This is a genomic window from Frigoribacterium sp. MEB024 (assembly GCF_000878135.1).
Lineage (GTDB): Bacteria > Actinomycetota > Actinomycetes > Actinomycetales > Microbacteriaceae > Frigoribacterium.
The window spans coordinates 18394-31400 of the sequence record NZ_JXQZ01000107.1; the positions used below are offsets into that span (position 1 = coordinate 18394).

At 69.9% G+C, this 13007-nt stretch carries 11 protein-coding genes and 1 tRNA gene; 7 read left to right on the forward strand and 5 right to left on the reverse strand.

Annotation, left to right across the window (positions count from 1 at the left end; translation table 11 throughout):
* Positions 1–92 precede the first annotated feature (92 nt).
* A complete protein-coding gene (locus tag SZ60_RS15255; protein WP_043597455.1) occupies positions 93–938 on the forward strand; it encodes a VOC family protein in 846 nt (281 codons plus the stop codon).
* Between the two features lie 49 nt (positions 939–987).
* Positions 988–1557, forward strand: coding sequence for a GNAT family N-acetyltransferase (locus SZ60_RS15260; protein WP_043597458.1), 570 nt, complete (start codon positions 988–990; stop codon positions 1555–1557).
* Positions 1558–1657: 100 nt separating this feature from the next.
* Here SZ60_RS15260 and SZ60_RS15265 read toward each other — a convergent pair whose 3' ends face one another.
* Positions 1658–3160, reverse strand: coding sequence for a catalase (locus SZ60_RS15265; protein WP_043597436.1), 1503 nt, complete (start codon positions 3158–3160; stop codon positions 1658–1660).
* 56 nt (positions 3161–3216) lie between these two features.
* A complete protein-coding gene (locus SZ60_RS15270) occupies positions 3217–3729 on the reverse strand; it encodes a Fur family transcriptional regulator (RefSeq protein WP_082060211.1) in 513 nt (170 codons plus the stop codon).
* A 127-nt stretch (positions 3730–3856) separates the two neighbouring features.
* Between SZ60_RS15270 and SZ60_RS15275 the strand changes: the two genes are divergently transcribed.
* The 5 genes from SZ60_RS15275 (at position 3857) to SZ60_RS15295 (ending at position 9994) form a co-directional block, all read left to right on the forward strand.
* Positions 3857–5212: an acyltransferase gene (locus SZ60_RS15275; protein WP_043597438.1), complete on the forward strand. Its 1356-nt coding sequence runs from the start codon at positions 3857–3859 to the stop codon at positions 5210–5212.
* Positions 5213–5500: 288 nt separating this feature from the next.
* Entirely contained in the window at positions 5501–5764 is a 264-nt protein-coding gene (gene purS / locus SZ60_RS15280; RefSeq protein WP_043597439.1) for a phosphoribosylformylglycinamidine synthase subunit PurS, read from the forward strand.
* Positions 5764–6459: a phosphoribosylformylglycinamidine synthase subunit PurQ gene (gene purQ, locus SZ60_RS15285; RefSeq protein ID WP_043597441.1), complete on the forward strand. Its 696-nt coding sequence runs from the start codon at positions 5764–5766 to the stop codon at positions 6457–6459. Before purS ends, purQ begins: the two co-directional genes overlap by 1 nt.
* A 35-nt stretch (positions 6460–6494) precedes the next feature.
* Complete coding sequence (purL, locus tag SZ60_RS15290; RefSeq protein WP_043597461.1) at positions 6495–8810, forward strand: phosphoribosylformylglycinamidine synthase subunit PurL; 2316 nt, start codon at positions 6495–6497, stop codon at positions 8808–8810.
* A gap of 101 nt (positions 8811–8911) precedes the next feature.
* The gene (locus tag SZ60_RS15295; protein WP_052505456.1) at positions 8912–9994 is read left to right on the forward strand and encodes an acyltransferase; all 1083 of its coding nucleotides are present in this window, start codon (positions 8912–8914) and stop codon (positions 9992–9994) included.
* Positions 9995–10356: 362 nt separating this feature from the next.
* On the opposite strand, the gene SZ60_RS15300 is transcribed toward SZ60_RS15295, so the two are convergent.
* From SZ60_RS15300 to gltX, 3 genes are all read right to left on the reverse strand, one after another.
* Positions 10357–10428: transfer RNA gene (locus SZ60_RS15300), tRNA-Gln, on the reverse strand.
* A 54-nt stretch (positions 10429–10482) separates the two neighbouring features.
* Positions 10483–11418 (reverse strand): NAD(P)/FAD-dependent oxidoreductase, encoded by a 936-nt coding sequence (locus SZ60_RS15305; RefSeq protein WP_043597443.1) that lies wholly within the window; start codon positions 11416–11418, stop codon positions 10483–10485.
* Positions 11415–12905, reverse strand: a complete 1491-nt coding sequence (gene gltX, locus SZ60_RS15310) for a glutamate--tRNA ligase (RefSeq protein ID WP_043597446.1) — start codon at positions 12903–12905, stop codon at positions 11415–11417. Before gltX ends, SZ60_RS15305 begins: the two co-directional genes overlap by 4 nt.
* Between the last annotated feature and the right edge of the window lie 102 nt (positions 12906–13007).

The following is a 13007-nucleotide window of genomic DNA, read 5'->3' on the forward strand; positions in this document are numbered from 1 at the left end:
GCGCCTCCTCGTCCTCCGCAGCCGACGCGTCGGCGACGGGACGGCGGGCACCGGGTGCACGCCCCGCCGACCTGCTCGCCGCCGACACCGGCATGGGGGCGGTCACCCTCCGGGTCGCCGACCTCGACGCGATGACCGCCTACTACCGCGACGCCGTGACCCTGACGGTGCTGGCCGCCGAACCGACCGTGGGCCGCGTGGTCCTCGGTCGAGGAGCGACCCCGATCGTCATCCTCGAGCACGCGCCCGAGCTGAAGCACGCCGGGCCGCGCGAGGCCGGCCTGTTCCACACCGCGATCCTGTTCGAGACCGAGGCCGACCTCGCCGCCGCCGTCTACGGCGTCGCGACCCGTCACCCCGGCACGTTCACCGGCAGCGCCGACCACCTCGTCAGCAAGGCCTTCTACTTCACCGACCCCGAGGGCAACGGCATCGAGCTCTACTGGGACCGTCAGCGCTCCGAGTGGTCCTGGACCCACGGCCAGGTCGACATGGCGACCCTCGCCCTCGACCCGAACGCGTTCGTGCAGCAGAACGTCACCGAGGAGGCGCTGGCCGGCTCGGCATCCCGTCCCGCCACGGTCGGCCACGTGCACCTGAGCGTGGGCGACGTCGAGTCGGCCCACCGGTTCTACGTCGAGCAGCTCGGCTTCGAGACGACGACGCGCTTCGGGCCGCAGGCCCTGTTCGTCAGCGCGGGCGGCTACCACCACCACATGGCGATGAACACCTGGAACAGCGCCGGGGCCGGGCGTCGCCAGCTGGGGCTGGGCCTCGGCCTGGTGCGCATCGAGGTGCCGACGGCCGACGACCTGGGCGCCCTCGGCGAGCGCCTCGGCCACCACGGCGTCGCCACCCGGGACGACGGGCGGGTGCTCGGGTTCGACGATCCCTGGTCCAACCAGCTCCAGGTGACCGTGCGACCGCAGTCGGCGTAGCCCTCGGTCGCAGGCCCCCTCGGCGACACCGATGGCTACGGTGGTGAGCATGCCTGCAGCCGACTCCCCCACGTTCTCCACGACCCCCGAGGGCGACCTCACGCTCGACGACCACGAGGCGGTCGCGGCGATGCTCGCCCGGGCGTTCCCGAGCTACGACCACTGGTACGCCGGGGCTCGCAGCTGGGCGGGGATGCAACCCGAGCTGCGGGTCGTCGCGCGTCAGGGCGACGTCGTGGTGGCGCACGCCGGCCTGCGTCGCCAGTTCGTCACCGTCGGCGACACGGACCTGCTCGTGACGGCGGTCGGCATGGTCGCCGTCTCGCCGACCGTCCAGGGCACCGGCCTCGGCGGCGAACTGCTCCGTCAGGTCGACGCGGCACTGACGTCGCTCGGCAGCGGCTTCGGCGTGCTCGAGACCGGGGACGACGTCCAGGGCTTCTACCGGCGCGGCGGATGGCTGCCGCTCGACGGTCTCACGGCGCACTACACAGCGTTCAGCGCCGATGGCGCCGGCGTCCTCGTCACCCAGGACCACGGCTGGCTGCTCCGCGAGGGCACGCGCACCCTCGCCGACTGGCCCCAGGGCGAGTTGAACTGGAACGGCCAGATGGTCTGACCCGCACGGCACCCGAGGCCGCACGTGCCCCGGAACGCCGAGGAGGCGCGGTGACCGACGAACGGTCACCGCGCCTCCTGCGGTCTGTCGCGACTGCCGACTACGCCGGGACGCCGACCTCGGCCGGGTCCTCGTTCGAGCCGGGAGCCTCGGGCTCGACGCCCTTGCGGACACGCAGACCCAGGGTGGGGTCGACGTTGGTCCAGTACTCGTAGACGCGCTCGCGCAGAGCGGGCTGGGTGACCTTCGAGACGTGGCCCACGATGTTCTGCACCAGGCGGTCGCGCTCCTCGTCGTCCAGCACCTCGCGGACGAGCGTGCCGGCCTGGCCGAAGTCGTCGTCCTCGGGGTGAAGCGTCACGGACGAGCGGACGAGCTCGCCGTCGCTCTCCCAGCCGCCGGTGTCACCCGCGGCCTGCGGGTCCGCCGCCGGGCCGCCCACCGAGTTCGGTGCGTAGACCGGAGCCGTCGCCTCGCTGAAGTGGTACCGCGCGGCACCGTCCTTCGAGTACGAGTGCACCTCGGTCTTGGGCGTGTTCACCGGCAGCTGCTGGTGGTTCACGCCGATGCGGTAGCGGTGGGCGTCCGCGTAGCTGAAGATGCGCGCGAGCAGCATCTTGTCGGGGCTGGTCGCGATGCCGGGGACGAAGTTCGACGGGGCGAACGCGGCCTGCTCGATCTGCGCGAAGTAGTTCTCGGGGTTGCGGTTCAGCGTCATGGTGCCGACCTCGATGAGCGGGTAGTCCGCGTGCGGCCACACCTTCGTCAGGTCGAACGGGTTGAAGCGGTACGTGGCCGCCTCGTCGTAGGGCATGACCTGCACCGACAGCGTCCAGGTCGGGAAGTCGCCGCGGTCGATGGCCTCGGAGAGGTCGCGGATGTGGAAGTCGGCGTCCTCGCCCGCGATGCGGTCGGCGTCCTCCTGCGTGAGGATCTTGTTGCCCTGGTTCGTCTTGAAGTGGTACTTGACCCAGAAGCGCTCGCCCTCGGCGTTGATCCACTGGTACGTGTGCGAGCCGAAGCCGTCCATGTTGCGCCACGAAGCGGGAAGGCCCCGGTCGCCCATCAACCAGGTGACCTGGTGCGCCGACTCGGGCGACAGCGTCCAGAAGTCCCACTGCATGTCGTGGTCGCGCAGGTGCGAACCGGGCAGGCGCTTCTGCGAGTGGATGAAGTCGGGGAACTTGATGCCGTCACGGATGAAGAACACGGGCGTGTTGTTGCCCACGAGGTCGTAGTTGCCCTCGCTCGTGTAGAACTTCAGCGCGAAACCGCGGGGGTCGCGCCACGTGTCGGGGCTGCCCTGCTCGCCGGCGACGGTCGAGAAACGCGCGAGCATCTCGGTCTCGACACCGGGCTGGAAGAGCGCGGCGCGCGTGTAGCGCGAGACGTCGGCCGTCGTGACGAACGTGCCGAAGGCTCCGCCACCCTTGGCGTGGACGATGCGCTCGGGCACCTTCTCGCGGTTGAAGTTGGCCAGCTTCTCGACCAGCTTGTGGTCGTGCAGGACGATCGGGCCGTCGGCGCCGACCGACTGCGAGAACTCGTCGCTGGCGGCGGGGGCGCCGTTGTCGGTGGTGGTGATCTTCTTGGCGTCGGTCATGTGTCCTCTTTCGTTCGTGGTTCGTCGTCGTGTGAGATCAGGGAGCGGGCGGCGGGTCAGGCCACGGGGACGGCCGCGTCGGTCGCGGCCAGGCGGTCGGACGAGGAGGCGCTGCTCGACTCGTCGCCCTCCGCACCGTCGGCCTCGGCCGCTCGACAGGCCGGGCACAGACCCCAGAAGGTCACCTCGGCGGTCTGCACGAGGTATCCCGAGTCGTGCGAGGGGGTGAGGCAGGGGGCGTGACCGACGACGCAGTCGACGTCGGCGACCGAGCCGCACACGCCGCAGACGACGTGGTGGTGGTTGTCGCCCGTCCGCAACTCGTAGAGCGCCGCCGAGCCCGCGGGTTCGATGCGGCGCACCAAGCCGGCGCCGGTCAGCGCGTTGAGCACTCCGTACACCGCCTGGACGGATGTGCCGGGCAGTTCGAGGGCCACTCGGGCGAAGACCTGCTCGGCGGCCGCGTGCGGCGACGGCTCGAGGGCGCGCAACACGGCGAGCCGGGGCTCGGTCACGCGCAGCCCGGCGGAGCGCAGGGCCTCGCGAGGGTCGTCGGTCGGGTGGGTCATGGGTCAAGTGAACCACTCTTTTGATCCGATCAAAACAATCCGGGCCGGCTCGGAGGCTGTTCCCGGGTTCGGACGCGCCCTGTGGACAACGACCCCGGGGCGCCGTCGGGTCGCTAGCGTCATCGACATGACCACCGCCGCCACGACCTCGTCGTCAGCCGCCCCCGCCGTCCCCCCGGGGCGCGATCTCGTGGTCGACCTCGCCCGCGTGTTCTGCGTCCTGCTGGTCGTCGCGATCCACGTGATGATGGTGGGCGTCGCCGTCGACTCGACGGGTGCCGTCGTGGCGAACCGCCCCCTGCAAGAGCAGTCCTGGTTCCCCCTGTCGACCTGGGCCGGGCAGATCATGCCGCTCTTCTTCGTGGTCGGCGGCTTCGCCAGCGCCACGGCCTGGGCCGGCGCTCGTCGCCGCGGCGACGATGCCGGCGACTTCGTCCGGGGCCGCCTGCTGCGGCTCGCTCGGCCGGCGAGCGCCGTCTTCGCCGTCCTCGCGCTCGCCCTCGCCGTGGCGGCCCTGCTCGGGGCCGATCCCGACCTGGTCGACGTCGTCGCGACCGGGGTGGGTTCGCCGTTCTGGTTCCTCGCCGCCTACGGCATCACGCAGGTGCTCGTGCCGGTCATGGCGCGATTGCACGCCACCCGCCCCTGGGCGACCCTGTTCGTCCTGGTCGTCGCCGCCGTCCTGGTCGACGCCGTGCGGTACGGCACCGGCGTCACGGCCGTCGGCCTCCTCAACCTCGCCTTCGTGTGGTTGTTCGTGCAGCAGCTCGGCTTCGCCTACGCCGACGGGCTGTTCCGTCGGACGCCTCGGGTCGTGCTGCTCGTCGTCGCCGTCGTGGCCTATGCCGCCCTGGTCCCGCTGACCGCGGCCGGGCCGTGGTCCGACGACATGCTGAGCAACCTCAACCCGCCGACGGTGCCGCTCATGGTGCTCGGGGTGGCCCAGATCTGCGTGCTCTCGCTCGTGCACCCCGCCCTGTCCCGCCTGATGTCCACGTCGCCGGCCCGTGCCGTCGTGTTCGCGATCGGCAGCCGCGGCATGACCGTCTACCTCTGGCACCTCCCGGTGCTGATCGCCCTGCTCGGGTTCCTGCTGGCCGTGGGCGGGCCGCTCCCGCAGCCCTCGACGGCCACCTGGTGGTGGACGCGCCTGCCGATCTGGGCCCTCGTCATCGGGCTGACCTGCCTCGTGTCGCTGGCCACGGCTCGGTTCGAGCGGCCCCCGCGAGCGCTCCCCGCGGGCCGGCGCCGCGCCTCCTGGTGGCTCATCGGGGCGGCGGCGGTGCTCGCGATCGGACCACCGTTCGACGTGATGCAAGAGGGCCTCGACCTCCGCAACGCGGTGGCGGGTGCGATCTGCCTGCCCCTGGCGATCTGGCTGCTCGGACGGTCACGACCCGCCGTCACCGCCGAGGGCGTCCGCCGGCCCGCCCAGGCCCAGGCCGAGGCCGTCGGGCCGACGGACGTGGCCCGGAAAGGGTAGACGCCCGGCCGACGGGGGGTTCGGCCGGGCGTCCGGCGGTCTCGGGGCGGATCAGGAACCCTTCGACCGGAAGCGGAACAGAAGGCCCGATCACGAGGCCCGTGTTCTGTCCGCCGAGATCACTGTGCGGCCCGAATCCATGATCCGGCTGACAAGAGCCTCGCATTCCGCTGACGATCGCCGCGGCGGCCCGTCCGCCCCGGACGACGGACGGCACCACCAGGAGGCGCGCCCGGCTGCCGTAGACTCGTCGCGTCCACCCGTTGACGCCTCTGCAGGAGTAAACCAGTGCCCACAATCGTCGTCGAGGTCATGCCCAAGGCTGAACTGCTCGACCCTCAGGGCAAGGCCGTCGCCGGCGCCCTCTCCCGTCTCGGCAAGGGGGCGTTCACCGACGTCCGCATCGGCAAGCGCTTCGAGGTCACGGTCGAGGGCGAGGTGACCGACGCCGTGCTCGCCGACGTCCGCGAGCTCGCCGACGACATGTTCTCGAACTCGGTCATCGAAGACGTCGTCTCGATCACCGTCGCCGACGCTCCCGCCGCCCTCTGATGCGCGTCGGCGTCGTCACCTTCCCCGGCTCCCTCGACGACCGCGACGCGCAGCGCGCGGTCCGACTCGCAGGCGGTGAGCCCGTCGCCCTCTGGCACGGCGACCACGACCTGAAGGGCGTCGAGGCGATCATCCTGCCCGGTGGCTTCAGCTACGGCGACTACCTGCGAGCCGGCGCGATCGCGTCCTTCTCGCCGATCATGGCCGACGTGGTCGACGCCGCGAACGCGGGCATGCCCGTCCTCGGCATCTGCAACGGCTTCCAGATGCTCGCCGAGGCCCGCCTGATCCCGGGTGCGCACACCCGCAACGCGCACCAGCAGTTCATCCGCCGCGACCAGCGCCTCGTCGTCGAGAACGCCCGCACCGACTGGACGAACGGCTTCACCGAGGGGCAAGAGATCACCATTCCCCTCAAGAACGCCGACGGCCGTTTCATCGCCGACGCCGAGACCGTCAAGCGCATCGAGGGCGAGGGGCAGGTCGCGTTCCGCTACGTCGGCGTCAACCCGAACGGGTCGATGGACGACATCGCCGGCGTCACCAACGCGCGCGGCAACGTCGTCGGCCTCATGCCGCACCCCGAGCACGCCGTCGAAGAGGGCTTCGGCCCCGACACCCCCGCCGCGATGTCGAGCGGTGTCGACGGCCTGACCTTCTTCACGTCCGTTCTCGAGAGGGCCCTCGCCAAGTGACCGACCAGACCGACCGCGCCCCGCACGACGCCGAGATGATCGACGTCCGACCCGAGGGACACGTGCCCGACACCGTGGCGAACGCCGCGGCGACGCCCGACCGCGAGCAGCCCTACGGAGCCCTCGGGCTGAAGGCCGACGAGTACGCGAAGATCCGCGAGATCCTCGGTCGTCGCCCCACGAGCGGCGAACTCGCCATGTACTCGGTCATGTGGAGCGAGCACTGCTCGTACAAGTCGAGCAAGATCTACCTCCGCCAGTTCGGCCAGAAGGTCTCGCCCGCCATGAAGAAGAACCTCATGGTCGGCATGGGCGAGAACGCCGGAGTGGTCGACGTGGGTGGCGGATGGGCCGTCACCTTCAAGGTCGAGTCGCACAACCACCCCAGCTACATCGAACCGTTCCAGGGTGCCGCCACCGGTGTCGGCGGCATCGTCCGCGACATCATCTCGATGGGCGCCCGCCCCGTCGCGGTCATGGACCAGCTGCGCTTCGGCGACATCGACGCGCCCGACACGGCCCGCGTGGTCGACGGCGTCGTCGGCGGCATCAGCTTCTACGCCAACTGCCTCGGACTGCCCAACATCGGGGGCGAGACCTACTTCGACGCGGTCTACCAGGGCAACCCCCTGGTCAATGCGTTGGCCGTGGGCGTCCTGCGCCACGAAGACCTGCACCTGGCCAACGCCCGGGGCGTCGGCAACAAGGTGGTCCTCTTCGGCGCTCGCACCGGTGGCGACGGTATCGGCGGCGCCTCCATCCTCGCCTCCGACACGTTTTCGTCCGGTGGGCCGACCAAGCGTCCCGCCGTCCAGGTCGGCGACCCCTTCGCCGAGAAGGTGCTCATCGAGTGCTGCCTCGAACTGTTCCGCGACGAGCTGGTCGAGGGCATCCAAGACCTCGGCGCCGCCGGCATCAGCTGCGCCACGTCCGAGCTCGCCTCGAACGGTGACGGCGGCATGTTCGTCGAACTCGACAACGTCCTGCTGCGCGACCCGTCGCTCACCGCCGAAGAGATCCTGATGAGCGAGAGCCAGGAGCGCATGATGGCCGTCGTGCGTCCCGAGAAGCTCGACGCGTTCCTCGCCGTCGTGGCCAAGTGGGACGTCGAGACCAGCGTGCTCGGCGAGGTCACCGACACCGGCCGTCTCGTCATCAACTGGCACGGCGAAGAGATCGTCAACGTCGAGCCCCGGACGGTCGCCGTCGACGGCCCGGTGTACGAGCGCCCCGTCGCCTACCCCAGCTGGATCGACGCCCTGCAGGCCGACAGTGCGTCGTCGCTGCCCCGCCCCACGGGCAACGCGGTGCTGCGCGAGCAGTTCCTCGAGCTGCTCGGCTCGCCCAACCTGGCCGACAAGAGCTGGGTCACGAACCAGTACGACACCTACGTGTTGGGCAACACCGCGCTCAGCTTCCCCGACGACGGCGGCATGATCCGTGTCGACGAAGAGACCGGTCTCGGCTTCGCGATCGCGACGGACGCCAACGGGCGCTACTGCCAGCTCGATCCCAAGCAGGGTGCGCGTCTGGCACTGGCCGAGGCGTACCGCAACGTCGCCGTGACCGGCGCCGTGCCCGCCGCGGTCACCGACTGCCTGAACTTCGGCAGCCCCGAGGACCCCGAGGTCATGTGGCAGTTCTCGCAGGCCGTCGAGGGACTGGCCGACGGGTGTCTCGAACTCGAGATCCCGGTCACCGGCGGCAACGTGTCGTTCTACAACCAGACCGGCACGCGTCCGATCCACCCCACACCCGTGGTGGGCGTCCTCGGAGTCATCGACGACGTCGCCAAGCGCATCCCGTCCGGCTGGCAGGACGAGGGCGACAACATCTACCTGCTCGGCACCACGTCGCTCGAGCTCGACGGGTCGGCCTGGGCCGGCGTCGTGCACGACCACCTCGGCGGCCGCCCGCCGGCGGTCGACCTCGCCGCCGAGGCCCAGCTCGCACAGCTGCTGCACGCCGGTGGCGACCAGTCGCTGATCGCCGCGGCCCACGACCTGAGCGACGGTGGTCTGGCGCAGGCACTGGCCGAGGCCGTGATGCGCTTCGGCGTCGGTGCCCGCGTCTGGCTGGGCGAGGTGCTCGAGCGTGACGGCATCGACGTCGCGACCGCGCTCTTCAGCGAGTCGACCGGTCGTGTGATCGTCTCGGTGCCCCGTGAGGACGACGTTCGTTTCCGCGGTCTCTGCGAGGGCCGTGGTTACCCCGTGGCCCGCATCGGCGTGACCGACGCCCAGTCCGGGTCGCTCGAGGTGCAGGACGTCTTCACGGTGTCCGTCGACGAGTTGCGCAGCACCCACCGCGGCACACTGCCGGCCCGCTTCGGAGCAACGATCGGCGAGTGATCCGCTCACACTGACAGCCGAGGCCCCCACCATGCGGTGGGGGCCTCGGCTGTTCCGGCCCGACTTCCCGTCGTCGACGACGACATGTAGCATGTCGGACCGTGACGATCTCGTCGGCCGCCTCGCGAGCCCCCACGGCCCACCGCCGGCACTTCGACGGCATCCAGGCCCTCCGCTTCGTGGCCGCCCTGCTGGTGGTGGTGACCCACACGATCTTCTACGCGCACGAACGGCTCGACCCTTCTTTCGCCCCATGGAGCTACGGGTCGGTCGGCGTCGACGTTTTCTTCGTCATCAGCGGTTTCGTCATGATGCACGCCGTGCGGTCCATGCCAGCCTCCGCCGACGCCTGGAAGACGTTCGCACGTCGACGACTCGAACGCATCGTCCCGCTCTACTGGATCGCGACGACCCTCAAGGTGGTCTCGCTGTTCGTCGTCCCCTCGGCCGTCCTGCACGCCACACTCGAACCCGTCAACGTGGTCGCGTCGTACGTCTTCGTTCCCACCCGCAACGCCGAAGGGAAGATCGAGCCCGTGCTCGGCGTCGGCTGGACACTCGTCTTCGAGGTCGCGTTCTATGCCCTCGTGGCCCTCTGCCTCGCGGCTCGGGTGCAGGTCCTCCCTGTCGTGGCGCTGGTGCTCACCACGTGCGCCGCGCTCTGGTGGGCGTTCGACCCAGGGCGCCCGCCCTGGGCGGTCTACTTCGACCCCATCGTCCTGTTCTTCCTTATCGGCATGGTGATCGCCGAGTTCTCGCTCCCCGGGCGCCGTCGCTGGCTCTGGACCACGTGGGCGCTCGCGCTCGTGGCGCTGATCGCCGTCCTCGTGGCACCCGGCGTGGACGGCTCGTTCGAGCGGAACGCACCCGCCCGCTTCGCGTCGGTCACCGCTCTCGTCGCGACGACGGTCCTGGCCGAGGGCCACCTCCGCCGGATGACGCCCGGGTGGCTCTTGACCGGCGGGGCGGCATCGTACGCTTTGTACCTCTTCCATCCGATGATCGCCCCGGCCGTCCCCGAGTTGTTCGCCCGTCTCGGGTGGACGAACGGCTGGCTCTCGGTCGGGGTGTCGGTTCCGCTGGTCGTGGCGTCGTCGATCGCCATCCACCGGCACGTCGAGCGTCCGATCGCGGCCGCCCTCACGCGCCGCCGCACCACAGGCCATCCGGCCCCCAGCCCTTGACGCTTGGCGCTCAGCGCCCAGCCCTTTGCGCTTGTCGCTCGGCACCACGTGCTCGGCTCAGCGCGCGAGGGCTGTCCAGTCGGCCGCGAAGCGTGGCCCCCACCTCTTTCGACGAAACCGGTCACGCCGTCGCGGGAGGCCGAGGGCACGAAGAAGGATTCCGCCGGGGCGAAGGGCCAGGACCTGCCACGTTCGGCGAAGCCGAACACCCCGCCGGAGGCGGCCAAGCACGAACAGCCATTCCCCCAGGCCGCAGGGCCAAGACATGACCCGTTCGGCGAAGCCGAACACGCCGCCGGAGGCGGCCAGGCAAGCACGAACAGCAATTCCCCCAGGCCGTAAGGCCAGGGGGAACCGAATTGCTGGGGTACCTGGACTCGAACCAAGAACAACTGAACCAGAATCAGTCGTGTTGCCAATTACACCATACCCCAATGATGACAACCGTAAGGTCTACATCACTGTCGGCCCATCACCTGGACCGACGTCTACTGTACAGCATCCGCCAGGTGTTCGAGGCCACCGATGAGGTCGCGATTGATCACGGCGGCCACCCGGGCGCCATCACCCGCGGCGACGATCAATTGCTGAGGCCCGGGCGCCGTGCTCTCGCCGGCGGCGTAGAGCCCCGGCACCGACGTGCGACCGTGCCCGTCGACCACGAGCAGCCCGTCGTCGTCCAGGTCGGCTCCTGTGCGAGCGACGTAGTCGAGCGCGGCCGACCACTCCGGGCGCACGAAGCCGCCGGCCCGGGGGACGATCGTGCCGTCCTCGAGCACCACCCCGCGCATGCCTTCGCGGTCACCGTCGATGCTCGCCACCCGGCGTCGGTCCACCGTGATGCCGCGGGCCACCAGCGCAGCCTCGTCCTTCGGCGTGACGACGTCCGAACCGTGCGTGAACACGATGAGGTCGTCGGTCCACTGCGAGAGCAACAGCGCGCGCTCGACGAGGTCGGAGTGCTCACCGATCAGCGCGAGCGGTTGGTCGCGTTTGTCGTACCCGTCACATTCGATGCAGCTGTGGACGTACGTGCCGTAGAACGCTCGGAGTTGGGCGATGTCGGGCAGGGTCTCGGTCAGCCCCGTCGTCACCAGCACGACCCCCGCCACGGCAGATGACTGCTGCCCACGGAACTCGCACGAGAGGTCGAACCCACCGGGGACGGGGACGACGTTCGTCGCGATGGTCTGTCGGTGCTCGGCGCCCTCGTAGCCCAGGAACTCGTCGCGCCCGAGCTTCCGCAGCTCGAGCGGCGAGATGCCGTCCCGCGTGAGGTACCCGTGCGAGAGCAACGTGGCGGAGTTGCGCGGCCGGTTGCTGTCGATCAGCAGGACGCGTCGTCGGGCGCGGACGAGGTTGAGCGCAGCGCTCAAGCCCGCGGGCCCTCCCCCGATGACCGCGACGTCGTAGCGCTCGGTCATGAGCGGCGGGCGAGGGCGGCGAGCCGGGCGAGAGTCGACTCGCGCCCGAGGATCTCCATCGACTCGAACAGTGGCGGACTCACGCGGCGTCCGGACAGCGCCACGCGGAGCGGCCCGTAGGCCACGCGGGGCTTGAGTCCGAGCCCGTCGACCAGTGCCGCCTTGAGGGCGGCCTGGATCGGCTCGTGCGTCCAGTCCGACACTCCCTCGAGAGCAGCCGAGGAGGCGCGCAGCACCTCGTCGGACCGCTCACCGAGCGAGGCCAGCGCGTCGTCTTCGTGGACGAGCTCGTCGTCGGCGGTGAACAAGAACCCGAGCATGCCACGGGCCTCGGACAAGAGGGTCATGCGCTCCTGGACGAGAGGCGCAGCCTGCACCAGCACGCCCCGTTCGGCCTCCGTCGGCGGCACGCTCACCATCCCTTCGAGGTAGGGCAGCAGTCGCTCGGTGAAGTCGTCGACCGCGAGCAAGCGGATGTGGTCGCCGTTGATGGACTCGGCCTTCTTCACGTCGAACCGTGCCGGGTTCGGATTCACGTCGACCACGTCGAACGCCGCGACCATCTCGTCGATCGAGAACACGTCCCGGTCATGTGTCAAGGACCACCCCAGGAGCGCGAGGTAGTTGACGAGGCCCTCGGGGATGAATCCGCGGTCGCGGTGGTGGAACAGGTTCGACTCGGGGTCGCGTTTCGAGAGCTTCTTGTTGCCGTCGCCCATGACGTACGGCAGGTGGCCGAAGCGAGGGACGAATGTCGTGATGCCGAGCTCGACCAGCGCCTCGTAGAGAGCGATCTGCCGCGGCGTCGACGAGAGGAGGTCTTCGCCTCTCAGGACGTGCGTGATGCCCATCAAGGCGTCGTCGAGCGGGTTGACGAACGTGTAGAGAGGAACGCCGTTCGGCCGGACGACGACGAAGTCGCTGAAGGACCCCGCCGGGAACGTGATCGGACCACGCACGAGATCGTCGAAGCTGAGATCGCGGTCGGGAACCCGCAGTCGGAGCGCCGGCTGACGGCCTTCAGCCCGGAACGCGGCACGCTGCTCGTCGCTGAGCTCTCGCTCGAAGTTGTCGTAGCCCTGCTTCGGGTCTCGACCGTTCGCGATGTTGCGGGCCTCGATCTCTTCACCCGTGGCGAAGCTCTCGTAGAGCAGGCCACGCTCCAGGAGTTGATCGATGACTCCGCGGTAGATGTCGTGGCGCTGGGACTGCCGATAGGGACCATGAGGCCCGCCGGCGTCGACACCCTCGTCCCAATCGATCTTGAGCCAGCGCAGTCCGTCCAGGATCTGCTCGTAACTCTCTTCGCTGTCTCGGGCGGCATCCGTGTCTTCGATGCGGAACACGAGCTTGCCGCCCGTGTGCCGGGCGTAGGCCCAGTTGAAGAGAGCGGTGCGGATGAGACCGACATGCGGCGTTCCGGTGGGCGAGGGGCAGAACCGCACGCGCACGTCGGCGCCGGTGGCGGTGGAGAAGGGAGCAGACATCGGGTCGATCTTACCGGGGTCCACCACCTGATCAGCGATAAACGCAGAAAGGCCCCTTCCGAAGAAGGGGCCTTTCTGGTGTTGCTCGTGCTCTTCGCACTA